The following is a 22931-nucleotide window of genomic DNA, read 5'->3' as shown; positions in this document are numbered from 1 at the left end:
GGTCACGCGCGAGGCGGCGGTTCCTCCAGCGCGTGACCGCGTGCCCTCCCCGACCAGAGAACATACGACCGTTTACCCCGAATGGGCCCAAACGTCTTCTTATTGGCCAGGAATTGTCAACTCCTTCCACGACTCCACGAGCCGCAGCCCGCTCCGCAGCGCGGTGAGCCCCTCCCTGAACGGCACCATCGCCCGCCTCATCGACACGTCCGCCGCCTCCATCCGGTGCGTGCTCATCAGCAACGCCTCGACGCCCTCCACGAAGCCCTCGTCCAGCTCGTCGAACGGGCCCAGCGGGTCGCCTGCCGCCCGGATCAGTCGATCCACCTCGAAGGCCCGCCGCTCGAACCGCCGCCCGGCGTCCCGCAGCCGCGCCGCACCCGGCAGGTATTGCCGGGCGTCGGCGCCCGCGTCGACGAGCGCCATGAACTCGGTCGTCACCGACGCCGTCGCGTCGGACACGTCGGCGATGTCGCGGCAGAACCTCGCCCGCTCGGCGGACACGTCCACGTCGGCGGCCGGTGGTGCGGAGACCAGCGAGCGCTCAGCCTCTTCCACCCGATCAACCAGTTCACCTGCCAACGCCAGCACGGTGCGCCGCCACGCGGGCGATGAAGCGCCCTCGAGCCACGCCTCCCTCAGCGCGCGGTGCTGGCGTTCCACGATGATCTGCACGGCCAGGTCCGGGTTGTCCTCGGTCAGGTAGTTGTCGCCGAGCAGCACGACGGGCAGCAGCAGCGAACGCGCGTCGTCGACGACAGCCTGGTTGTAGAAGACGAAGAGTTCCTCGCGGCAGTACGGGCGATCGAAGTAGCGGCGGGTCACCACCGGGATGAAGACGGTGGCGCTGCGGACGGCCGACCTGATGACCGGTTGCGCGAGATCGCCCCAGCCGATCGACGTGCGGTCCAGGAAGATCTCCAGCTCGCGGCCTCGGTCCGCATAAGCGTACTGACGCAAGGACTGGATGAACGGGTCGACGAAGTTCATCACGACGTCGTCCTTGCGCGCGTAACTCAGAAAACAACGGATCGGCGGCGCGTCCAAGGAGGTCATTCGCCCACCCTCGACAGCAGCGGGGTGACCTCGTCCGACAACCACATCCAACGCTGTTTGCGTTGGCGGACAACCAATGCGTAGAGCAAGCCCGCGCCCAGCAACCCACCGGCAGCCAGCACCAGCACCGACGCGTAGGCGCCGCCGAACAGGACGAGCAGTGCACTGAGGCTGATCAGCAGGATGAGCACGGGCATCCCGCGGTAGCCCCACGTCCACTCGCGGCTCGCCTCGACCTCGCGACGCAGGTCCGCGGCGAACGTCGCGAGCTCGCCCGTCACCCCCAGTTCGAGCATGCGGGTGGCGATGCGGTCACAGCCGTCCACCTGAGCCCGTTCGACCATCACCAACTCGCCCTCGTGGGTCACGGCGCGCAGCGAGACCGACCGGAGGGCGAGCGCCACGGCCAGGTGATCCGCGGCATCCGGCAGGCCGGCCAGTTCCTCGATGCGCTCGTCGGAGACGCCGGTCGCCGAAATGACGGCCAGCAGTTCGTGAGGGCGACCGCGCGGGTCGTCGGAGCTGAGCAAGCGCTCAATCTGCCCGGCAAGCAGTTCTTGACACTCATTCGGCGCATTGACATTCACCAGATCACCCGACTTCGCCAGGAATCGGCCATCGAAAGGCTATTGTGCCAGAACGCGGAGGATGTCCCATGGAAAAGCTCAGCTCACGTTCGCTCGCACTTGCTCTCGCGTCGGCATACCTGGTTGTTTCGACACTGACAGGTATCGCGCTGATGACGGAACAGAAACCTGAGCCGCACGCACTGGACGCGACGACCTACGACTACACCACCACGACCGCCACCGGGACCACGACCACGACCACGCGGCCCGCACGGAGAACCACAACGACCACCGCCGATACGAGCTACGACCTGGTGAACGGTGCATACGAGCTGGTCACAGCCATCCCCAAAGGGTGGTCGGTCCGCCAGGGCGACGTGTCGACGGTGTCGGTCGCACGCAGCGACACCATGCCCGGTTACGAGGTGCGCCTCGGCGGCGCGCCGCCGGACGAACCCGCGAAAACCCTGCTCGAACGCATCTCCACTGCTCACGAGGCGAAGCTGGGCAAGAACTCGTACGCAATGGAAACGTTGCGCGACACCCGCTTCCACGGTTATCCCGCGGTGGAGTGGAGCTACACCACGACATCGAACGGAACGTCTCAGTTCTGCACAGGAGCCTGGTGGGAGGCGGGCGGTATCGAATATGTCCTGTTCGTTGTCTCACCGCTGTCCGGACGAGCAACGGCCGAAAAGTTGCTCAATTTGATGACAACCCACGCTAAACCATGACAGAAAGTGGACACAACAATGTCATCTCCGGCGACGACAGCGAACACCGGTTCACCGAAGCTGCGCGACGACACGACCCGCTTCCTCTGCGGGGCCGCGCACCGCGACGAGCACTTCGCGGACGCGGCCATTCGCGAGTACTTGGTGGAGAAGACACGGTTGATTCCGCGCTCACCCGGCGTCAACACGGGGGCGGTGCTGCGCGAGGCCGTGGCCGGGCGCATGCGGCGCAAGATGCGCGACAGCGCACTGCTGGTGCTGACGCTCGTGCTGCTGCTCACCGCGACCGCGATCGCACTCGTGCCCTGGCTGATCGCCGCTCTGCCGCTGGCGTTCGCCTCCGCCGGCTTCACCATCCGGCCACTGGTGCGGCAGCTGTCGATGCCCACCGGGCGAGGGCCGCTCATCGTCGGCACCATCGGCGGATCAATCGCGTTGGGCATCGTGCTGATCAAGGCGGGATCGGCCTTCGAAAGCACCCGCTACGGACCGCGGTACAGCGACTCCAGCGACGCCGAGACCGTCATCGCGATCATCACCCTCGTTCTCATCTTCGGCGTGTTGCTGGCCGACCGCGTGGTGGTGTGGCTTCTGCTCACCAAGAGCTTCCGCCGCAACAGGTTCCGCACCAGGCCGGGCCAGGAGCTGTGGCAGAACGAGTGGAAGGTGCGGCAGCTCGGGCACGGGATCTACGCCAACGCGCTGCGGCTCTACCCGGACGAGGAGGACGAGCACGCTCCTGACGACTCCGGCCGGGCGCAGGTCATCGTCTACCGCGGCTACGAACCGTTCGTGGGCTCGGGCACCATGTTCGAGCCCTGGTCGATGGCGCTGCCGCTGAAGCCCGCCGAGGACGAGGAAGCCAAGCCGAGACTGGGCTTCACCCTGACAGAGCTCTACGACCACGTCACGAACGACCTGGTGACGACGGGCAGGTCGCCGTCGCTGTCGCCAGGCCACCGGTTGCGCGACCTCACCTTCGGCGACCGCGTCGTCGCGTCCGCGGTCGAGCTGATCGACCACCTCGGCGACCCGGAGACGCAGATCGTCCTGCCGGACAAGGACAAGGCTCCGGTGCGGACCGTCGACGGGTCCGTTGTGGACGATCTCGTCAACAGGCCCAAGGAGTGGATGCGACACTTCCGTTCCTTCCAGGTCGAGACGTGGGACCGCGACGTGGTGGTGTCGGCGTACCTCACGCTCGGCCTCGACAACGAGATGCTCTACATCGAGTGGACGCCGTGCGTGCTGACCCCGATCGAGGCGAAGCACCGCGAGATCGACAAGTGGTCGCCGCAGTCGCTGCGACCGCTCGGCGAGGCGCTCTTGGATCTGCTGAGGTTTCCCGCGACCCTGCCGAAGCGGTTCTCGAACGCGGTCATGTGGATGGCGCCGATCGACCAGCCGCCCGGCACGTTCGTGTCGGACAAGTACGGCGCCCGCGTCAGCATCCGCGAGCTCGCCTCCGAACCGTCGGTCGACAACTACTTCCAGCTCACGGACGTCGAGCGCTACATCAAGGTGCTGGAGGCACGGTTGTTGCGCACGATCGGCGAGTTCCTGCAGAGCAAGGGAATCTCGGTCACCGAGTTCATGGAACAGGCCATGCAGGTCACGAACAACAACGTGCACATCACCGGGCCCGTGATCGCGAGCAACATCGCCACGACGGGCCGGGCGCGCACGGGCAACGTCAGCACGGGCAGGGGCAAGAAGCGATGAACGAGCGAAACTTCGAGATCCACGGGCCGGTGGTCGGCAGCAACGTCGGCACCAGCGGACGAGCCAGAACCGGAGATGTCCACATCGGACACATCAAGGACGTCAGCGCCGTGCTGCGGCTGCTCGACGAGCTCCGCGAGGACCTCAACGACGCCAAGGCGCCCACGTCCACCATCGAGGCGGTCGACGACCTGCGGGTCGAGGCGCGCAAACCCAAGCCCAGCAAGGACGTCACGGCTCACCTGATGGACAAGCTGGCCGACCGCGGCCTCGGCGAACAGATGAAGGACCTGGCGAAGGCCTTCGACGCGCTCTTCTAGAAAACCTTGCGGGCGGTCGCGAACCGCGGTCGCCCCGCCAGGTCGGTGTGGCCGGCGACGTCCGTGAGCACCCGGCGTGCGGCCAGCAACGCCGGCACGGACTCGCCCTGGGTGTCGTCGTGCTCGATCCCGACGGCCCCACCCGGCTTGAGCCACCGCGCGGCCGCCGACACGACGTGCCGGATCACGTCCAGGCCGTCCGCGCCGGAGAACACCGCGTGGTGCGGGTCGTGCACGCCCACCTCGGGCTGCACAGGTGTTCCCTCTGGCACGTAAGGCGGATTGCAGACCACGAGGTCGACCAGACCGTCCAGATCGGACAGCAGTGACGGATCCGTGGCATCGCCGGAGTGCAGGCGGATCGGCGTGTCCCCCGCCGCCGCGCGCGCGTCCGCGTTGCGTCGGGTCCACGCAAGCGCTTGCGGGTCGATCTCCACCGCGTGCACCACGGCGTCCGGGCGGGCGTGCGCGATCGACAACGCCAGCGCACCGGTCCCCGTGCACAGATCCACGACGACCGGCGAGGAAACGCCGACCAGCGCCTTCAGGCCCCACTCCATCAGCAGCTCGGTCTCCGGCCGCGGCACGAACACCCCCGGCCCGACCTCGACCGAAATGGCACCCATCGGCGCCCAGCCCAGGATGTGCTGCAACGGAATCCGCGAGGCCCGGACGCGCACGAGCTTGTGCAGCTGGTCGATCACCGGCGGATCGACCAGCGGGATGAGCGGCAGCCGCCCTCGTTCCACGCCGAGCACGTGCGCGGCCAGGTACTCCGCGTCGACGCGCGGGCTGTCCACGCCCGCCTCGGCGAGGATCTTGGCCGCCTCGGAGATCGCGAGGCGGAGCGGCTGCCGGTTCATCATCGTCAGAGGAAGCTATCTCAGAAGTTGATCATGTGCCCGGCCAGGCCGTGCACCGCTTCCTTGACGGCCTCGGACAGCGTCGGGTGCGCGTGCACGTTGCGCGCGACCTCGTGCACCGTGAGGTCCCACTGCTGGGCCAGCGTGAGCTCGGGCAGCAGCTCGGTCGCCTCGGGGCCGATGATGTGGCCGCCGAGCAGCTCGCCGTGCTTGCCGTCGCTGATCAGCTTCACGAAGCCACCGGCGTCGGCGAGGCCGTGCGCCTTGCCGTTCGCGGTGAACGGGAACTTCGCGACCTGGACGTCGAAGCCCTTCTCGCGGGCCTGCTCCTCGGTGTAGCCGAAGGAGGCGATCTGCGGCTGGCAGAACGTGGCCCGCGGGATCATGACGTAGTCGAGCTCCATGGTCTCGGCGCCCGCGATGGTCTCCGCGGCGATGATGCCCATGGACTCGGCGGTGTGCGCGAGCATCAGCTTCGCGGTGACGTCACCGATGGCGAAGATGTGCGGCACGGAGGTGCGGCCGCGGCCGTCGATGTCGATCGCGCCACGGTCGGTCAGCTTCACGCCGGTGTTCTCGAGGCCGTAGCCCTCGACGCGCGGCACGAAACCGATGGCCTGCATGACCTTGTCGGCCTCCAGGACCTCCTGGGCGCCGTTCTTCGACACCGTGACGCGGACCTTGGGGCCCGACTCGTCGATCGACTCGACGCGGGTGCCGACGCGCACGTCGACGCCCATCTTCTTGTAGCGCTTGAGGAGCTCGGCGGACACCTCGGCGTCCTCGAGCGGCACCATCCGGTCGAGGAACTCGACGATGGTGACCTTCACGCCGTAGTTGTGCATCACGTAGGCGAACTCGACGCCGATCGCGCCCGCGCCGGCGATGATGATCGACTCGGGCAGGTCCTCGGTCATGATCTGCTCTTCGTAGGTCACGACGCGGTCGGACTTCTGCGTGTTCGGCAGCATCCGGGTCGTGGCGCCCACGGCGAGGATCGCGTGGCCGAAGGTGATCGTCTCGTCCCCGACGGTCAGCGTGTGGTCGTCGGTGAAGTTGGCCCACCCGTTGTACTCGGTGATGCCGTTCTTCTTCATCAGGAAGTGCACGCCCTTGACGCGGCCGTCCGCGACCTTGCGGCTGCGCTGCCACGCGGCGCTGTAGTCGAAGCTGACGGTGCCGTCGACCTTGATGCCGAACGTCTTCTGCTCGTGCGTGAAGATGTGCGCGAGCTCGGCGTTGCGCAGGAGAGCCTTCGACGGGATGCAGCCCACGTTCAGGCAGACACCGCCCCAGTACTTCTCCTCCACGATGGCGGTCTTCAGCCCGAGCTGAGCCGCCCGGATCGCGGCGACGTACCCGCCGGGACCCGCACCCACGACGACGACATCAAAGTGTGCGCTCATAAGCACACACCCTAGGTCCCGAGCTGCTCCTGCAAGAACTCAACCGTCCGTTTCCAAGCGTCCGCACGCGCGTGCGCTGTGGTCTGCGGAACACCACCACCCGAGAAGGTGACACCGGGCCCCGGATAGGTCACGTCGGTCGCCGGACGGTGCGGCGGGCCCGCTATCAGGTGTCCTGCCTCGGGATACACGACGTGCTCGTACGGGAACGGGTGGTCGTGGTCCTTCAACCGCCGCATCGCGACCTCGCTCAGCTCGACGCAGGGCCACCCGTCGTCGTGTCCGGACGAGATGAGCAACACACCCCCGACGGTGTTCTCGACGCGGATCTCGGTGTTCTCGGGGATGCCGTCGCTCGTGTCGAACGCGAGCCGCAACGGCACCGGTTCGTCGTTCACGATCTTCGCCCGCAGCTCGTCGCTCACGTAGTAGGGCAGGTACGGCAGCGGCTCGCCCTTCCACGTCCAGGACGCCGCCTCGTACGAGAGCTTCTGCAGCAGGTTCGCGCCGGGCCCGATGCCCTGCGTCACCACGCCGCTGCCCACCACGCTGACCACAGCCCTGACCTGCGGGAACGTCGCTCCGGCGAGCAGCGCCAGCTCACCACCGCGCGAGCCGCCGACCACGCCGATCTCGCCGCACCGTTCGGACAGGTACTCGATCGCGGTGCCGATGTACTCGAGCGGGACGTCCACGAGGTGCTCGGGCAGCCCCTTCACGCCGAAGTAGCCGAGCGCGAACGTGACGAACCCGTACGCCGCCAGCAGAGCCGCGTCGGTCTCGTGGATGCCGCCTTCCGACCCACCGAGCACGATCACGCCCGGCAGCTCGCCTCCGTCGTCCTCAGGGGCGAACAGCGTGCCGACCAGACCGTTCTCCCTGACCTCCAGCCGCTCGACGCCCTCGGGCACGCTCAGCCGTTCGAGGACGCGGTCACCGACGCCCTCCACCGACAGGCACATGGGCGCCGACTTCCCGCCCGTGCGTTCCAGCGACCAGAACAACCCCATCGGGTCAACGCCGTGGTAGCTGCCCTCGACGGGAGCGTGCCTGGTCAGGTCGACGACACCGCGATCGTCAGCGGTGAAGAAGGCGTGGGAGGCCCGGTCGCCCGTGGAGAGCTGGACCGAGATCGCCTGACCGGGTTCGAGGCCGACGACGACAACGTCGACCGGTTGGTCGAGAGGCGCGGACTGCGGATTCACCAGGATCTCGGCCACAACGCGCCCCTCTCACGTCGGATTACCCGCCTGCGAGCCGTTCTGCCCGGTCGGCGGCGGCCAGCGCGTCCACCACCGCGTCCAGGTCACCGTCGAGCACCTGGTCCAGGTTATGTGCTTTGTACCCAACCCGGTGATCGGAAATTCGCGATTCGGGGAAGTTGTAGGTTCGGACCCGCTCACTGCGGTCGACGGTGCGGATCTGGGTGCGCCGGGCATCCGACTGCTCCTGCGCCTTCTGCTCCTCGGCCAGCGCGGCGAGACGGCTCTGCAACACCTGCATGGCGCGGGCCTTGTTCTGCAGCTGGCTGCGCTCGTTCTGGCACGACACGACGATGCCGGTCGGCAGGTGCGTGATGCGCACCGCGGAGTCGGTGGTGTTGACCGACTGACCACCCTTGCCCGACGACCGGTAGACGTCGATGCGCAGGTCCTTCTCGTCGATCTCGACCTCCCCGACCTCCTCGGCCTCGGGGAAGACGAGCACGCCGGCGGCAGACGTGTGGATGCGCCCCTGCGACTCCGTGACGGGCACGCGCTGCACCCGGTGCACGCCGCCCTCCCACTTCAACCGGCTCCACACCCCGTCGGGCGTCGCGCTCTTGGCCTTGATGGCGACCGTGACGTCCTTGAACCCACCGAGGTCGGAGTCGGTCCCGTCGAGCATCTCGACCTTCCAGCCCTGACGCTCGGCGTACCGCGTGTACATGCGCAGCAGGTCCCCGGCGAACAGCGCGGACTCCTCGCCGCCCTCGCCGGACTTGATCTCCAGCAGCACGTCGTCCCCGTCGTGCGGGTCACGCGGCAGCAGGAGCTCGGTGAGCTTCTCCTCCAACTTGGGGAGCTGCTCCTCCAGCTGCTTCGCCTCGTCGGCGAACGCCGAGTCCTCGCCGGCCAGCTCCTTGGCGGCCTCGAGGTCGCTGCGGGTCTGCTCGATCTCCCGGGCCGTCTTCACGATCGGCCCGAGCTGGGCGTACCGCTTGCCCAGCTTCCGTGCGCCTGCCTGGTCAGCGTGCACGCTGGGGTCGGCGAGCTTCTTCTCGAGCTCGTCGTACTCGGCGAGCAGGCTGTCCAGCGACTGCGACACGTTCGTTGACTCCCTGGTTGAAGGTCGTGCAGACGGCAACGGCGCCTGACCTCGGCAGACTTGCCGAGGTCAGGCGCCGTGAACGCAGCTACTTGTTGCGCTTGCCGTAACGCGCCTCGAAGCGCGCGACGCGGCCACCGGTGTCCAGGATCTTCTGCTTGCCCGTGTAGAACGGGTGGCAGTTCGAGCAGACCTCGACGTGCACGGAGCCGGAGGTCTTGGTGCTCCGGGTGGTGAAGGTGTTGCCGCAACCGCAGGTGACCTCGGTGGTCACGTACTCCGGGTGGATTCCAGTCTTCAAGATCTTGTCCCTTTCAGAGGATGGCCGCCGGGTCCCTGTTTGTGAGCGGGTGAACCGGAGCCGGACTCGACCGTTTAGTTTGCCAGACCCTTCAACACGTGCAAAAACGCGGTTGTTCCCAGAGCTCCCGCACGGCCTTGAGGGTGGCTGATGTCACAACCGCTCAACCTCCCTGATACGCCGTTCGGCGCAAGGTGAGCCCGTTCGGCCACATACGGCTCCATGTTGTTGGTGGCGGTCCATCAGACTGTGCACCGTGTTCTGCGCCGCCGAACGGCCAATGCACCAGCGCCTCTGGCTGGCCGTGCCGTTCCTGTTCTCCGCCGCCGTGTTCGGCCTGATGGGGTCAGCAGGCTTGATCACGGCTTCCTGGACCACCGTGCCTCTGTCACCGGTGGTCTCAGGCGCGGGCGTAGCAGTGGCCGCGGCCGTCTCAGGCGGCGTCCGGTGGAGGCGCCCGTGGCAGCGAACCTGGCTGCGCTGGCCGTACCTGGCCGCCGTCCTGGTGTTCGGCGTGCTGGTGGGAGCTGTGGAGGTCCCGGCCCTGGCCACGGCGGTGGTGGGACTGCCGGTGCTGCTGGGTCTGGTGTTCCAGTGCCTGATGCAGAGCGAAGAGGGCAGATCGGCCTCAGACTGCCGCTGACCCCCGCTCCCCACCCAGCCCTCTCCCGCTTCCCCGGACGGCACGCGGGGACCCCGCGTGTGCTCACAGCGAACGAAAGCTCCCCGCGTGCACTCGAACAGGCTCGGCATTCGGGTGACGAGATGTGGAAAGACCCCCGGTGACCTGCACCGGGGGTCTTTTCACGTGAAACTCACGCGGGCGATCAGTCCTGCTCGGCGCCCGGCGTCGTCTTCGCGACCTGCATCAAGAACTCGATGTTGGTACGAGACTTCCGCAGCCGGTCCAGCAGCAGGTCGATCGCCTGCTGCCCGTCCAGCGCATGCAGCACCCGACGCAGCTTGTGCGTGACCGCCATCTCATCCGGCGACAGCAGCAGCTCTTCCTTACGAGTACCGGAAGAGTCCACGTCCACAGCCGGGAACGTCCGCTTGTCCGCGATCTTCCGGTCGAGCTTCAGCTCGGCGTTACCCGTGCCCTTGAACTCCTCGAAGATCACCGAGTCACCGGCGGAACCGGTCTCCACCAGCGCGGTGGCGATGACGGTCAACGACCCGCCACCCTCGATGTTCCGAGCAGCGCCGAGGAACCGCTTCGGCGGGTACAGCGCGGTGGAGTCGACACCACCGGACAGGATGCGACCGGACGCCGGAGCGGCCAGGTTGTACGCACGGCCCAGACGCGTGATCGAGTCCAGCAGCACGACCACGTCGTGGCCCATCTCGACCAGGCGCTTCGCCCGCTCGATCGCGAGCTCGGAGATGGTCGTGTGGTCCGACGGCGGGCGGTCGAAGGTCGAGGCGATGACCTCGCCCTTCACCGAACGCTGCATGTCGGTGACCTCTTCGGGACGCTCGTCCACGAGCACGACCATCAGGTGGCACTCGGGGTTGTTCTTCGTGATCGCGTTGGCGATCGACTGCAGAACCGAGGTCTTGCCGGCCTTCGGCGGCGACACGATCAGGGCGCGCTGGCCCTTGCCGATCGGCATCACCAGGTCGATGACGCGGGTGGTGAGGATGTGCGGCTCGGTCTCCAGGCGCAGGCGCTCGTTCGGGTAGAGCGGCGTCAGCTTGGTGAAGTCCGGGCGGTTGCGCGCCTCTTCCGGGTCCAGGCCGTTGATCTTGTCGACGCGGACCAGCGGGTTGAACTTCTGACGCTGCTGCTCACCCTCGCGCGGCTGGCGGACGGCGCCGGTGATGGCGTCGCCGCGGCGCAGGCCGTACTTGCGGACCAGCGACAGCGACACGTAGACGTCGTTGGAGCCCGCCAGGTAGCCCGACGTGCGGACGAACGCGTAGTTCTCCAGCACGTCCAGGATGCCCGCGACCGGGAGCAGGACGTCGTCCTCGCGCACCTCGGTCTCGCGGTCGCCACGCTCGCCGCCCTCGCCACGACCACCGCGGCGGCGACGGTCGCGGAAGCGGCCACGACGGCCATCGCCGTCGTCGTCGCCCTGCGGGCCGCCACCCTGGCGGTCGTTGCGGTCGCCGCGGTCACCACGGTCGCGGTTGCGGTCACGGCCGCCCCGCTCACCACGGTCGCCACGCTCGTTGCGGTCGCCGCGGTCCTGGCGCTCGGAACGCTCTCCGCGGTCCTGGCGCTCGGCGCGGTCGCCGCGGTCCTGCCGCTCGCCGCGGTCGGAACGCTCGGCGCGCTGCTCCTGCTGCTGGCCGTCACCCGCCTCGGCGTTGCCACCGCCACGGCCGGAACGGCGGCGGCGGTTGCCCCGGCGCCCACCGTCCTCCGCAGAGGACCCGGACTCGGCGGCGGCAGGCTTCTCCGTCACCTCGAGCTGCTGCTGAACAGGCTTTTCGGCGGCCTTCTCGACGATCTTCTCGACCACCTTTTCGGCCACCCTGGCAGCGGCCGGCTTCTCGGCGGGAGCCTCGGCCTTGGCCGCAGCCTTCGCGGGCTTCTCGGCTTTCGCCGGGGCGCCTGCGCCCTGCTTCTCCTTGATGGCCGCGATCAGGTCGCCCTTGCGCAGACCTGCGGTTCCGGTGATGCCCATTTGGCCGGCGAGCTCACGCAGCTCCGCGAGCACCATGCCGGACAGACCCGCGCGGCGGCGCGGCGTCGTGCCGTTCGAAGGGGTGGACAGAGCGGTCTCCTCGGCTCCAGAACCAGAAGCAGCTGCGACTTCGCTGCTCAGCAAATCGGTGTTGCTCACACATGTCCTTCCTGACCAGGCCCCGCCTCCTACGCGGCCCAGCGGACCCGTCTTCCCGCTTCAACTGGGGAACGACGGTCAGTCCGATGCAGACGGAAGCACACACCGCTTCCGGCAAGCACGGGACTTTTCTCAGGTCACACGGCGATCGGGTGCCTCTTTTGCGTCCGCCCCGCCCGCACGGCACAGAGCCGGAACACAAAAGGATTGCGACCCGGAACGAGTGTCCGGGCGCGACACCGGCGCCCGTGCGCGCGGTGACTGATCGCCCCCGAGGGTAGACGCCGGTCCCCCCGCATGCAACAACCGGGGTCGGGCGTGTCAGTCCAATGGACGAACGCGCACGCCGGCGGTGTCGACGTCGAGTCTCCGCACGTCGAAGCCGTGGACGTCGACCTCGGACGGCAGGTCGCCGAACGCGATCACGGTGGGTCCCGCTCCGGACACGCAGGCGGGAACACCGAGCTTGCGAAGATCGTTGATCACACGGATGGTGTCGGGCCACGCGGGCTCGCGGTAGTTCTGGTGGAGGCGATCCTCAGTAGCGGCAAGGAGAACCGTCGGATCCGACGTCAGCGCGTGCACCGCCAGGGCGGCCCGTCCCGCGGCGTGCGCGGCGTCCGCGTGCGGCACTTCGGCCGGAAGCAGGCCGCGCGTCGTCTTGGTGGACGACTCCTGGGACGGGATCAGCACGACCGGTCGCACCCGTGCGTCGGGCTCCATACGCACGGCGCGGTAGCGCTCTCCCTCTGACCACGCAACGACAACGCCGCCGTACAAAGAGGCAGCGGCGTTGTCCGCGTGCCCCTCGAACTCGGCAGCGATTTGCAACGCGTCCGTGTCCAACTCGCGACCCGTCAGGGTGAATCCCGCTGCGACACCCGCCACGATCGCGGCGGCCGACGAGCCCAGTCCGCGTGCGTGCGGAATGACGTTGCGGCACTTCAGAGCGAGCCCACCCGAGTAGCCGGCGGCGCGGACGGCCCGCACGACGAGATGCGACTCGTCGAGCGGGACGTCACCTGATCCGGCGCCTTCCACCGTGATCGACAGGCCGTCGGCAGCGGCGACCTCGATCTCGTCGTGCAGACCGAGGGCCATGCCCAGCGCGTCGAACCCCGAACCGAGGTTCGCGGTCGACGCGGGGACGGAGACGAGGAACCTCACGCGAGCTCCAGAGCGTGCGCGACCGCACCGGGGTCGACCGGGACCGGCTCGACCTCGGTGACGCCGAGCAACGCGGTGTCCGGGTCCTTCAGACCGTGACCGGTGACCGTGCACACGACCGTCGAGCCCTTGGGCAGCCGGCCGTCCTCGGAGGTCATCAGCAGACCGGCGATGGACGCGGCCGACGCGGGTTCGACGAAGATGCCCTCCGACGACGCCAGCAGCCGGTACGCGGCCAGGATCTGGTCGTCGGTGACGGCGTCGATCAGCCCACCCGACTCGTCGCGGGCGTTGATCGCACCCGTCCAAGACGCCGGTGAGCCGATGCGGATCGCGGTCGCGATGGTCTCCGGGTTCGCCACCGGCTGGCCGCTGACCAGCGGCGCCGCGCCCGCGGCCTGGAAGCCGAACATCCGCGGCAGGCCCTTGTCGTACGACGTGTAGCCCTTCCAGTACGCGGTGATGTTGCCCGCGTTGCCGACCGGCAGGCAGTGCACGTCCGGCGCCTGCCCGAGCACGTCGGCAACCTCCCACGCGGCGGTCTGCTGACCGATGAGCCGCACGGGGTTGACCGAGTTCACCAGCGTCACGGGGTACTCGGCCGCCGTCTTGGACGCGAGCTCCAGGCAGTCGTCGAAGTTGCCGTCGATCTGCAGGATCTTCGCACCGTGCATGACGGCCTGGGCGAGCTTGCCCATGGCGATCTTGCCGCTGGGCACCAGCACGGCCGCCGTCAGGCCGGCCTTGGCCGCGTAGGCCGCGGCTGAGGCCGACGTGTTGCCCGTGGAGGCGCAGATGACCGCCTTCAGACCGGACGCGAGCGCGTACGTCATCGCCACGGTCATGCCGCGGTCCTTGAACGAACCCGTCGGGTTCGCGCCCTCGACCTTGACCCACACGTCCGAACCGGTGACCTCGGAAAGCCTCTTCGCGTGCACGAGCGGCGTGCCGCCCTCGTGCAGCGTCACGACCTCCGCGCCCTCGGGGATCTCGATCCGGTCCCGGTAAGCGTTGATGAGACCAGGCCAGCCAGCTCTCGCAGCGCCGCTCATTCCTCGCCCTCCACCCTCATCACGCTCACGACCTCCCGCACCACCGGGAGGCCGCCGATCTTGTCCACAGTGGACCGCAGCGCGGCGTCGGTCGCCGCGTGCGTGACGATCACCAGGCTGGCGTCCTCGACGCGGCCTTCCTGGCGCACCGCGGCGATGCTCACGTCGTGCTCGGCGAACACGGCGGCGACCTGCGAGAGGACACCGGCCTTGTCCGCGACGTCGAGGCTGATGTGGTAGCGCGTGGGCGTGTTCCCCATGGGCTGCACGGGAAGCGCGGCGTAGGCCGACTCGCGCGGACCACGCCCGCTCGCGACCTTGTTGCGCGCCACGGCGACCAGGTCGCCGAGCACCGCGCTCGCCGTCGGGGCGCCACCGGCACCCTGCCCGTAGAACATCATCTCCCCCGCCGCGTCGGCCTCGACGAACACCGCGTTGAACGCGCCGTTGACCGAAGCCAGCGGGTGCGCCCTGGGGATCATGGCCGGGTGCACTCGAACGGCGACTGACTCCTGGCCGGACGGCGAGACCACGCGTTCGCAGATCGCGAGCAGCTTCACCGTGCGGCCGAGGCCCTTGGCCGCCGCGATGTCCGCCGCGGACACCGAACGGATGCCCTCGCGGTACACGTCGGCAGCCGTCACACGGGTGTGGAACGCGAGCGACGCGAGGATCGCGGCCTTCGACGAGGCGTCGAACCCGTCGACGTCCGCGGTCGGGTCGGCCTCGGCGTACCCGAGGCGCGAGGCCTCCTCGAGCGTCTCCGCGTAGCCCGCACCCGTGGCGTCCATCGCGGACAGGATGAAGTTCGTGGTGCCGTTGACGATGCCCATGACGCGCGTGATCCGGTCTCCCGCAAGGGATTCCCGCAACGGGCGCAGCAACGGGATCGCGCCGGCGACGGCGGCCTCGAAGTAGAGGTCCGCGCCGGACGCGTCGGCCGCCTCGAACAGGTCGGAACCGTGCTCGGCGAGCAGCGCCTTGTTCGCGGTGACGACGGACTTGCCCGCCTTCAACGCGTCCAGCAGCAGCCCGCGCGTCGGGTCGATGCCGCCGATGACCTCGACGACCACGTCCACGTCGTCCGACGAGACGAGCCCGGCGGCGTCCGTGGTGAGCAGGTGCTCAGGTACTTCGCGGTGTTTGTTCGGCCTGCGCACGGCGATGCCCGCGAGCTCAACCGGCGCGCCGATGCGCTGGGTGAGGTCCTCGGCCTGGTCCGTCAGCAGCCGAACCACCTCCGTGCCCACCGTGCCGCAACCCAGCAAGGCGACCCGAATCGGTTTCACGGCTTTCATACCTCCAGACGGAACAGATCGTCCTCGGTCTCACGACGCAGCAGCAGCCGCGCCTCTCCACCGGTCACCGCGGCGAGCGCGGGCCGTGGAAGTCGGTTGTACCCGCTCGCCATCGAGTAGCAGTAGGCCCCCGTCGCAGCGATCGCCACCAGGTCCCCCGGCGCGAGGTCGTCCGGCAGCCAGCAGTCGCGCACCACGATGTCACCGGACTCGCAGTGCTTGCCGACGACGCGGCACAGCACCGCGCGCGACTCCGGCTCCGCGGCGCGTGAGACCAGTTTGCAGTCGTAGACCGCGTCGTACAGCGCGGTGCGGATGTTGTCGCTCATCCCGCCGTCGACGCTGACGTACCGGCGCCGCGCGCCACCGTCGAGCTCGACGTCCTTGATGGTGCCGACCTCGTACACGGTGACCGTGCCGGGGCCGACGATCGCGCGGCCGGGCTCGACCGCGATGCGAGGCATCTCCAGGCCGTTGTGCTCGCACTCCTTCTGCACGATGTTGTGCAGCTGCCGCGCCAGCTCGGCGGGCGGGGGCGGGTCGTCGTCCGGCGTGTACGCGATGCCGAGGCCACCGCCGAGGTCGACGACGGTCAGCGACTCGATGTCGCCGTGCTCTTCGCGGATGTCCGCGAGCAGGCCGATCACGCGACGGGCGGCGACCTCGAAGCCGGACGCGTCGAAGATCTGCGAGCCGATGTGGCTGTGCAGGCCGACGAGCTTGAGCCCGCTCGCCTTGAGCACGCGCCGCACGGCCTCGGCCGCGTCGCCGGAGGACAGCGAGAAGCCGAACTTCTGGTCCTCGTGCGCGGTCGCGATGAACTCGTGCGTGTGCGCCTCGACGCCGACCGTCACGCGGATCAGCACCGGCTGCACCACACCGCGTTCGCGCGCGATCTGGTCGAGGCGCGCGATCTCGTGGTACGAGTCGAGCACGATCCCGCCGACGCCCGCCTCGACGGCGGCGACCAGTTCGGGAACGCTCTTGTTGTTGCCGTGCAACGCGATGCGCTCGGCGGGGAAGTCCGCCCGCAGCGCGATGGCGAGCTCGCCGCCGCTGCACACGTCGATCGAGAGGCCTTCTTCGGCCACCCACTTCGCGACCTGAACGCTCAGGAACGCCTTGGAGGCGTAGTGCACGAGCGTCGGGTCGCCGAACGCCTCGGCGTGCTCACGGCAACGCGCGCGGAAGTCCTGCTCGTCCATGACGAACAACGGGGTGCCGTACTGCTCGGCGAGCTCGCGCACGTCGACGCCCGCCAGCTCCACGACACCGCTGTCGGTGCGCTTGGCGTTGCGGGGCCACACGTGCGGCGGCAGGTGGTCGAGCTGGTCGGCGGTGCTGGGGCGGTCGCCGGCGGTGTTGCCGGGGACCACGACGTCGGCGTGCCGGGGTCCGGCCGGGTGCGCGCGCATCACATGCGCTCCGGGGCGGTCACGCCGAGCAGACCGAGACCTGCGGCGAAGACACGCCTGGTGGCGCTGACGAGCTGAAGCCTGACCTGGTGCAACGGAGTCGTCTCCTCGTCGCCGCGCGGAAGAACGCGGCAGTCCTGCTGGAAGCGGTGGTACGTGCCCGCGAGCTCTTCGAGGTAGCGAGCCACGCGGTGCGGTTCCCGGAGCTCGGCGGCGGTGGCCACCACACGCGGGAACTCGCCGATGGTGCGGATGAGGTCGCCCTCGCGCTCGTGGGTGAGCAGCGCGAAGTCCCCACCAGGGGTGATGCCGAGGTCGGCGGCGTTGCGCAGGATCGACGACGTGCGCGCGTGGGCGTACTGCACGTAGTAGACCGGGTTCTCGTTGCTGTGCTTGCGCAGCAGGTCGAGGTCGATGTCGAGACCGGAGTCGACGCTCGACCGGATCATCGCGTACCGCGCCGCGTCCACACCGACCGCGTCGACCAGGTCCTCCATCGTGATGACGGTGCCCGCGCGCTTGCTCATCCGGACGGGCTGGCCGCCGCTGACGAGGTTCACGAGCTGGCCGATCAGCACCTCGACGCTGTCCGGGTCGCCACCCAGCACGGCCGCGGCCGCCCTGAGGCGCGCGGTGTAGCCGTGGTGGTCGGCGCCGAGCATGTAGATGAAGCGGTCGAAACCGCGGCTGCGCTTGTCCGCGAGGTAGGCGATGTCACCGGCGATGTAGGCCGGGTTCCCGTCGCTCTTGATGACCACGCGGTCCTTGTCGTCACCGAAGTCGGTGGACCGCAGCCACCAGGCGTCGTCCTTCTCGTACAGAGAGCCGTTGGCCTTGAGCTTCGCGACGGTGTCGGCGACGGCGCCGCTGCGGTGCAGCGTGAGCTCGGAGAAGAAGACGTCGAAGTGGGTGCCGAAGTCGTCCAGGCTGCGCTTGATCTCGTCGATCATCAGCTCGAGCCCGACGCGGCGCACGGTCTCGGGATCGCCGAGCGCGCCCGGTTCGCGGCGCAGCACCTCGGCCGCGATCTCGCCGACGTACGTGCCCGCGTAGCCGTCCTCCGGCACGGGCTCGCCCTTCGCGGCCGCGATCAGCGACCGGACGAACCGGTCGATCTGCGCGCCCGCGTCGTTGATGTAGTACTCCCGCGTGATCTCGGCGCCGCGGGCCTGCAGCACGCGGCCGATCGCGTCGCCGACGGCCGCCCAGCGCGCGCCACCGAGGTGGATGGGGCCCGTCGGGTTCGCGGAGACGAACTCCAGGTTGATCTTCTGGCCGGCGAGCTCGGTGCCCGTGCCGTAGCCGTCCTTCAGCGCGTCCTCGACGATCGCGCCCTGGGCCTCGGTGGCGAGCGTGAGGTTGATGAAGCCCGGCCCGGCCACGTCGGCCTCGGCGATCGCGGGCTGGTCCTTCAGGGCATCGACGAGCCACGTCGCGAGGTCGCGCGGCGCGACGCCGACCTTCTTGGCGAGCTGGAGCGCGACGTTCGTGGCGTAGTCCCCGTGCTCGGGGTTTCTCGGTCGCTCCACCGTCACCTGCCGGGGGGCGGCGGTGACGTCCAGGCCTCGGTCGGTCAGCAACTGGGCAACCGCGGTCCGGACGAGATCGGCGAGCGCTTCGGGGGTCACGCCCCGAGAGTTTAGAGAAGTGTTGTCGCAGGTCTCGACCGGGTTACCGGGTCTCGGAGGGTGAGACGGCGCCGGGATTGTCGGTGGTGCCCGTTACCGTCGGGACGCTATGACCGCGGTGATCCAGGCATACCAGTATGCGCTCGCAACCTCGCCCGGCTCGCGGCCGAGGTTGCGGGCGGTACGTCCTCCCCGAGTTGCGGGGCGACGCGAAACGAGCCCGATGGAAACCCATGTCAGCCCCGCCTCGCGCGGGCAGCGGGTACCGCCACGGGAAGACCCGGACATCTGGCCAGGTCAACGCCACACCGCGAGGTGACGGCTACCGAGACCGAGCGAACACCCGTTCGCTCACGTCCCAGGTAACGGTGAGACGGCAAGTGTTAATGCCCACGTGGTATCGCCACGCGCTGACAGTGACCAGACACGAAGTCCCTACACTGGCGCCGGTTGACCAGGACGACATCTGAGGCGGACATGACCAGCGGCAAGAAGACGAAGGCCACACGCAACAGCGTGGCCGCAGCCCGTTCCTCGGTGGTGGCGAGCAAGCCCAAGCCGTGGGGCACGATCATCGCGGTGATCGCCGTGCTGGGCCTCGCGGGCGGCGTGTTCGGATATGCGTACTCGCAGATCCACGCGAACAACGTCAAAGAGGCCGCCCTGGCCAAGTGGAAGCCCTCGGACACGAACAAGGACCCGTCGCAGCAGCTCGCGGGCATCGTGACCAAGGAGTACAAGGGCTCCCGCCACGTCCAGCCGACCCAGCGCGTCGCGTACGACCAGACCCCGGCCTTCGGCGGTCCGCACGACGGTCAGTGGGCCGACTGCACCGGCGTCGTCTACGACAAGGCCGTCCGCACGGAGAACATGGTCCACGGCCTGGAGCACGGCGCCGTCTGGATCGCGTACAACCCGGACCAGGTCAAGGACGACCAGCTGGCCAAGCTCAAGACCAAGGTCGAGGGCGTGCCGTACATGATGCTGTCGCCGTTCCCCGGCCTCGACAAGCCGATCTCGCTGCAGTCGTGGGGCCACCAGCTGAAGCTGGAGAAGGCCGACGACGAGCGCGTCGACCAGTTCATCTCGTCGCTGCTGCGCAACCCGAACACCTACCCCGAGGTCGGCGCGTCCTGCGAGAACTCGCAGTTCCTGTCGAACCCGGCGCCGTTCGTGGCCGAGAAGCCGGGCGCCGACGCGGTGCCGATGGACGGCGGCGTCGACGAGTCGAAGACCGAGGGCCAGCCGAACATGAGCACGCCGCCGTCGAGCTCCGTCTCGACGCCCCCGTCGAGCTGATGACGTCAGAGGAAACCACGTCCGAGCGCCCCTCAGGGGTCGCTCGGACCCTGGTCATCGGCGCCGCCGTGCTGGCCGTGCTGCTCCTGGGCGCGGCAGTGGGCCTGCTCGTGAAGCTGCCGGGCTCGTCGTCCTCGGCGGTCCCGGCCTCGGGCTCCGTGGACGTCGGCTTCTGCCAGGACATGTCCCAGCACCACCTGCAGGGCATCCAGATGGCCAACATCGCCCGCGACCGCTCCAGCGACCCGGAGGTCCGGCAGCTGGCGTTCGACATCGCCTCCACCCAGCTCGAACAGGTCGGGCGCATGAAGGGCTGGCTGATGATGTGGAACGAGCACGAGCAGAACGTCTCCGGCGTCTACATGGCGTGGATGAACGACTCGGGCGTCCACGGCCACGGCGCCACCACACCGGAAGCGGGCAAGCCGCTGATGCCAGGCATGGCGGTGACCGACGAACTGACCAAGCTGCGCACGATGCCGGCCGGCCGTGACTTCGACGTGTACTTCCTCCAGCTGATGCTCCGCCACCACGTGGGCGGCGCGCCGATGGCCGAGTACGCGGCCCAGCGAGCGAGCCAGCCGTTCGTCCGGACGCTGGCGGACAACATGCTGAAGTCGCAGTCAGCCGAGACCGAGCTGATGAAGGACTACCTGGCGAAGCGCGGAGCCGCCCCGCTGCCGTAGCCCGGTACTTCCTCGACGAACGGCGCATTCATCCACCTGAGGTGGACGAATGCGCCGTTCATGCTTTCACCCTCCAGACCAGTGGACATCCGCCTACCGCTGAGTAACGTGGGTCACACCCCTACTCGGAGGTAACCATGACCGTCGACGAGCGCGCGGCCAGGCAGGTCGCCGAACAAGCACGGGAAACCCGCTGGCAGCGACCGAGCTTCGGCAAAGAGCTCTTCCTCGGTCACTTCCGGATCGACCTCATCCACCCGCACCCGAGCGGCACGGCAGAAGACCGCCAACGCGGCGAAGCGTTCCTCGAGAAGCTTCAGAAGTTCACCGAGTCCCACATCGACAACACCGTCATCGAGCGGGACGCCCAGATCCCCGACGAGGTGCTGAAGGGCCTGAAGGACCTCGGCGCGTTCGGCATGAAGATCAAGCCGGAGTACGGCGGTGTCGGGCTCACCCAGGTCTACTACAACAGGGCCCTGATGCTGGTCGGCAGCGCCAGCCCGGCGATCGGCGCGATGCTGAGCGCGCACCAGTCCATCGGTGTCCCCCAGCCGATCGCGATGTTCGGCAGCCCCGAGCAGAAGCAGGAGTTCCTGCCGAGGTGCGCCAAGGGCGAGATCACGGCGTTCCTGCTCACCGAACCGGACGTCGGCTCGGACCCCGCCAGGCTCGGCACCACCGCCGCCCCGGACGGCGACGACTACGTGCTCAACGGCGTGAAGCTGTGGACCACCAACGGTGTCGTGGCCGATCTGCTGGTCGTGATGGCCCAGGTCCCCGAGAAAGGCATCACCGCGTTCGTCGTCGAAGCGGACGCGGAAGGCATCACCGTCGAGAACCGCAACGCGTTCATGGGCTTGCGGGGCCTCGAGAACGGCGTGACCAGGTTCCACGAGGTCCGGGTTCCGAAGAAGAACGTCATCGGCAAGGAGGGTGCGGGCCTCAAGATCGCGCTGGCCACCCTCAACACCGGACGCCTCAGCCTCCCCGCCCTCTGCGCGGGCAGTGCGAAGTGGTGCCTGAAGATCGCCCGCGAGTGGTCCACCGAACGCATCCAGTGGGGCCTGCCCGTCGGCAAGCACGAGGCCATCGCGGGCAAGATCGCGTACATCGCGGCGACGGCGTATGCGCTGGAGGCCGTGCTGGACCTCAGTTCCGAGCTCGCGGACGCCGGCAAGCACGACATCCGCATCGAGGCCGCGCTCGCGAAGCTCTACGCGTCCGAGAAGGCCTGGCTGGTGGCCGACGAGCTCGTGCAGGTCCGCGGCGGGCGCGGCTACGAGACGGCGGAGTCGCAGGCGGCGCGCGGGGAACGTGGCATCGCGGCCGAGCAAATTCTGCGGGACCTCCGGATCAACCGGATCTTCGAGGGCTCCACGGAGATCATGCACCTGCTGATCGCGCGCGAGGCCGTCGACGCCCACCTCAGCGTGGCCGGCGACATCATCGACCCCGACGCGGACCGCCAGGCCAAGATGAAGGCGGCCGCCAAGGCGGGCGGGTTCTACGCCAAGTGGTTCCCGACGTTGATCGTCGGCAAGGGGCAGAGTCCGGCCGGCTACACGGAGTTCGGGCCGCTCGCCAAGCACCTGCGGTTCGTCGAACGGTCGGCGCGCAAGCTGGCGCGGCAGACGTTCTACGCGATGTCGCGGTGGCAGGGGAAGATGGAGCGCAAGCAGCGGTTCCTCAGCCGGATCGTGGACATCGGCGCCGAGCTGTTCGCCATCAGCGCCGCGTGCGTGCGGGCCGCGCAGGACGAGAACCCGAACGCCCAGTTGCTCGCGGACGCGTTCGCCAAGCAGGCGCGGATCAGGGTCGACGAGCTGTTCGAGAAGCTCTGGACGAACACCGACGACAGCGACGTGGCGCTCGCCAGGCAGGTCATGGACGGCAACTTCACGTGGCTGGAGGAGGGCGTGGTCGACGCGTCCATCCCCGGCCGGTGGATCGCGGACTCGACGCACCGCGAGTCGACGGCGACGAACGTGCACCGGCCGACGCCCCGTTGAGGCCCGTTACTGCACTGGGCAGGCTGATGGTGCGGGCGCGGCACCTGCCCAGTGCACGGCCGGTAGGGGGCTACGTCCCCCGCATCCCCCTACCGACTCCCCTTGCAACGGAAGGACACAACACCCTCCAGGTGGAGGTTCCGGTAACGCTAAGCCACAAAACGCCGTTAACAGTTACGACGATTGAGTGAACTACCAGGTGAGGGTCGTTCGACTACTCTCAGAGAGTGACTCCGAAGGTCCGTTTGCGAGTCGCTCCCCGGCCCTTCGTGATGCCCTGAACGCCACCACGGCGAACCCCACG

20 protein-coding genes are annotated in these 22931 nt (G+C 68.6%); 7 read left to right on the top strand and 13 right to left on the bottom strand.

The window, feature by feature from the left end; genetic code table 11:
- Positions 1–99 precede the first annotated feature (99 nt).
- Together AOM45_RS12565 and AOM45_RS12560 are read right to left on the bottom strand one after the other, a co-directional pair.
- Entirely contained in the window at positions 100–1056 is a 957-nt protein-coding gene (locus tag AOM45_RS12565; protein ID WP_030472462.1) for a TIR domain-containing protein, read from the bottom strand.
- Positions 1053–1586 carry a hypothetical protein gene (locus AOM45_RS12560; protein WP_030472463.1) on the bottom strand — a complete coding sequence of 178 codons (534 nt, stop codon included), beginning with the start codon at positions 1584–1586 and terminating at the stop codon, positions 1053–1055. Before AOM45_RS12560 ends, AOM45_RS12565 begins: the two co-directional genes overlap by 4 nt.
- Before the next feature lie 125 nt (positions 1587–1711).
- Here AOM45_RS12560 and AOM45_RS12555 point away from each other — a divergent pair, with 125 nt between their 5' ends.
- Genes AOM45_RS12555 through AOM45_RS12545 form a run of 3 tightly spaced genes read left to right on the top strand, consistent with a single transcriptional unit; the run spans position 1712 to position 4401 of the window.
- The gene (locus AOM45_RS12555; RefSeq protein WP_156094304.1) at positions 1712–2359 is read left to right on the top strand and encodes a serine/threonine kinase C-terminal domain-containing protein; all 648 of its coding nucleotides are present in this window, start codon (positions 1712–1714) and stop codon (positions 2357–2359) included.
- A gap of 18 nt (positions 2360–2377) precedes the next feature.
- The gene (locus AOM45_RS12550) at positions 2378–4081 is read left to right on the top strand and encodes an AbeC-like domain-containing protein (protein ID WP_030472465.1); all 1704 of its coding nucleotides are present in this window, start codon (positions 2378–2380) and stop codon (positions 4079–4081) included.
- Positions 4078–4401 (top strand): hypothetical protein, encoded by a 324-nt coding sequence (locus tag AOM45_RS12545; RefSeq protein WP_030472466.1) that lies wholly within the window; start codon positions 4078–4080, stop codon positions 4399–4401. The genes AOM45_RS12550 and AOM45_RS12545 overlap by 4 nt, the downstream gene beginning before the upstream one ends.
- On the opposite strand, the gene prmC is transcribed toward AOM45_RS12545, so the two are convergent.
- The 5 genes from prmC to rpmE form a co-directional block, all read right to left on the bottom strand.
- A complete protein-coding gene (gene prmC / locus AOM45_RS12540; RefSeq protein ID WP_030472467.1) occupies positions 4398–5264 on the bottom strand; it encodes a peptide chain release factor N(5)-glutamine methyltransferase in 867 nt (288 codons plus the stop codon). The genes AOM45_RS12545 and prmC overlap by 4 nt on opposite strands.
- 20 nt (positions 5265–5284) lie before the next feature.
- Complete coding sequence (lpdA, locus tag AOM45_RS12535; RefSeq protein ID WP_030472468.1) at positions 5285–6670, bottom strand: dihydrolipoyl dehydrogenase; 1386 nt, start codon at positions 6668–6670, stop codon at positions 5285–5287.
- Positions 6671–6681: 11 nt separating this feature from the next.
- The gene (locus AOM45_RS12530; protein ID WP_051784545.1) at positions 6682–7890 is read right to left on the bottom strand and encodes an acyl-CoA thioesterase/bile acid-CoA:amino acid N-acyltransferase family protein; all 1209 of its coding nucleotides are present in this window, start codon (positions 7888–7890) and stop codon (positions 6682–6684) included.
- A 22-nt stretch (positions 7891–7912) separates the two neighbouring features.
- A complete protein-coding gene (gene prfA / locus AOM45_RS12525) occupies positions 7913–8977 on the bottom strand; it encodes a peptide chain release factor 1 (RefSeq protein ID WP_030472470.1) in 1065 nt (354 codons plus the stop codon).
- 88 nt (positions 8978–9065) lie between these two features.
- Entirely contained in the window at positions 9066–9278 is a 213-nt protein-coding gene (gene rpmE / locus AOM45_RS12520; RefSeq protein WP_030472471.1) for a 50S ribosomal protein L31, read from the bottom strand.
- A 256-nt stretch (positions 9279–9534) separates the two neighbouring features.
- Between rpmE and AOM45_RS12515 the strand changes: the two genes are divergently transcribed.
- Positions 9535–9921 carry a hypothetical protein gene (locus tag AOM45_RS12515; protein WP_063757166.1) on the top strand — a complete coding sequence of 129 codons (387 nt, stop codon included), beginning with the start codon at positions 9535–9537 and terminating at the stop codon, positions 9919–9921.
- Positions 9922–10105: 184 nt separating this feature from the next.
- Here AOM45_RS12515 and rho read toward each other — a convergent pair whose 3' ends face one another.
- The 6 genes from rho to argS form a co-directional block, all read right to left on the bottom strand.
- Complete coding sequence (rho, locus tag AOM45_RS12510; protein ID WP_030472473.1) at positions 10106–12070, bottom strand: transcription termination factor Rho; 1965 nt, start codon at positions 12068–12070, stop codon at positions 10106–10108.
- Between the two features lie 321 nt (positions 12071–12391).
- Positions 12392–13237, bottom strand: a complete 846-nt coding sequence (gene thrB / locus AOM45_RS12505; protein ID WP_030472474.1) for a homoserine kinase — start codon at positions 13235–13237, stop codon at positions 12392–12394.
- Positions 13234–14289 carry a threonine synthase gene (gene thrC, locus AOM45_RS12500; RefSeq protein WP_030472475.1) on the bottom strand — a complete coding sequence of 352 codons (1056 nt, stop codon included), beginning with the start codon at positions 14287–14289 and terminating at the stop codon, positions 13234–13236. Before thrC ends, thrB begins: the two co-directional genes overlap by 4 nt.
- Positions 14286–15587: a homoserine dehydrogenase gene (locus AOM45_RS12495; protein WP_030472476.1), complete on the bottom strand. Its 1302-nt coding sequence runs from the start codon at positions 15585–15587 to the stop codon at positions 14286–14288. Before AOM45_RS12495 ends, thrC begins: the two co-directional genes overlap by 4 nt.
- Complete coding sequence (gene lysA, locus AOM45_RS12490; RefSeq protein ID WP_030472477.1) at positions 15584–17002, bottom strand: diaminopimelate decarboxylase; 1419 nt, start codon at positions 17000–17002, stop codon at positions 15584–15586. The genes AOM45_RS12495 and lysA overlap by 4 nt, the downstream gene beginning before the upstream one ends.
- Positions 17002–18630 (bottom strand): arginine--tRNA ligase, encoded by a 1629-nt coding sequence (argS, locus tag AOM45_RS12485; protein WP_030472478.1) that lies wholly within the window; start codon positions 18628–18630, stop codon positions 17002–17004. Before argS ends, lysA begins: the two co-directional genes overlap by 1 nt.
- Before the next feature lie 477 nt (positions 18631–19107).
- Here argS and AOM45_RS12480 point away from each other — a divergent pair, with 477 nt between their 5' ends.
- The 3 genes from AOM45_RS12480 (at position 19108) to AOM45_RS12470 (ending at position 22627) form a co-directional block, all read left to right on the top strand.
- The gene (locus AOM45_RS12480; RefSeq protein WP_030472479.1) at positions 19108–19929 is read left to right on the top strand and encodes a thioredoxin-like domain-containing protein; all 822 of its coding nucleotides are present in this window, start codon (positions 19108–19110) and stop codon (positions 19927–19929) included.
- On the top strand, positions 19929–20615 hold the full coding sequence (locus tag AOM45_RS12475) for a DUF305 domain-containing protein (RefSeq protein ID WP_030472480.1): 687 nt from the start codon (positions 19929–19931) through the stop codon (positions 20613–20615). The genes AOM45_RS12480 and AOM45_RS12475 overlap by 1 nt, the downstream gene beginning before the upstream one ends.
- A 137-nt stretch (positions 20616–20752) precedes the next feature.
- Entirely contained in the window at positions 20753–22627 is a 1875-nt protein-coding gene (locus AOM45_RS12470; RefSeq protein WP_030472481.1) for an acyl-CoA dehydrogenase family protein, read from the top strand.
- The last annotated feature ends 304 nt before the right edge of the window (positions 22628–22931 follow it).

Source organism: Lentzea aerocolonigenes, assembly GCF_000974445.1.
GTDB classification, from domain to species: Bacteria; Actinomycetota; Actinomycetes; order Mycobacteriales; family Pseudonocardiaceae; genus Lentzea; species Lentzea aerocolonigenes.
This window is presented reverse-complemented; position numbering and strand designations above follow the sequence as displayed.

Excerpts from the sequence above, each read along its gene's own strand:
- AOM45_RS12555 (WP_156094304.1), top strand. The coding sequence starts at position 1,712 with ATGGAAAAGCTCAGCTCACGTTCGCTCGCACTTGCTCTCGCGTCGGCA.
- AOM45_RS12475 (WP_030472480.1), top strand. The coding sequence starts at position 19,929 with ATGACGTCAGAGGAAACCACGTCCGAGCGCCCCTCAGGGGTCGCTCGG.
- AOM45_RS12565 (WP_030472462.1), bottom strand. The coding sequence starts at position 1,056 with ATGACCTCCTTGGACGCGCCGCCGATCCGTTGTTTTCTGAGTTACGCG.
- AOM45_RS12545 (WP_030472466.1), top strand. The coding sequence starts at position 4,078 with ATGAACGAGCGAAACTTCGAGATCCACGGGCCGGTGGTCGGCAGCAAC.
- AOM45_RS12470 (WP_030472481.1), top strand. The coding sequence starts at position 20,753 with ATGACCGTCGACGAGCGCGCGGCCAGGCAGGTCGCCGAACAAGCACGG.
- lysA (WP_030472477.1), bottom strand. The coding sequence starts at position 17,002 with ATGCGCGCGCACCCGGCCGGACCCCGGCACGCCGACGTCGTGGTCCCC.
- AOM45_RS12480 (WP_030472479.1), top strand. The coding sequence starts at position 19,108 with ATGACCAGCGGCAAGAAGACGAAGGCCACACGCAACAGCGTGGCCGCA.
- AOM45_RS12550 (WP_030472465.1), top strand. The coding sequence starts at position 2,378 with ATGTCATCTCCGGCGACGACAGCGAACACCGGTTCACCGAAGCTGCGC.
- lpdA (WP_030472468.1), bottom strand. The coding sequence starts at position 6,670 with ATGAGCGCACACTTTGATGTCGTCGTCGTGGGTGCGGGTCCCGGCGGG.
- AOM45_RS12495 (WP_030472476.1), bottom strand. The coding sequence starts at position 15,587 with ATGAAAGCCGTGAAACCGATTCGGGTCGCCTTGCTGGGTTGCGGCACG.
- thrC (WP_030472475.1), bottom strand. The coding sequence starts at position 14,289 with ATGAGCGGCGCTGCGAGAGCTGGCTGGCCTGGTCTCATCAACGCTTAC.
- prmC (WP_030472467.1), bottom strand. The coding sequence starts at position 5,264 with ATGAACCGGCAGCCGCTCCGCCTCGCGATCTCCGAGGCGGCCAAGATC.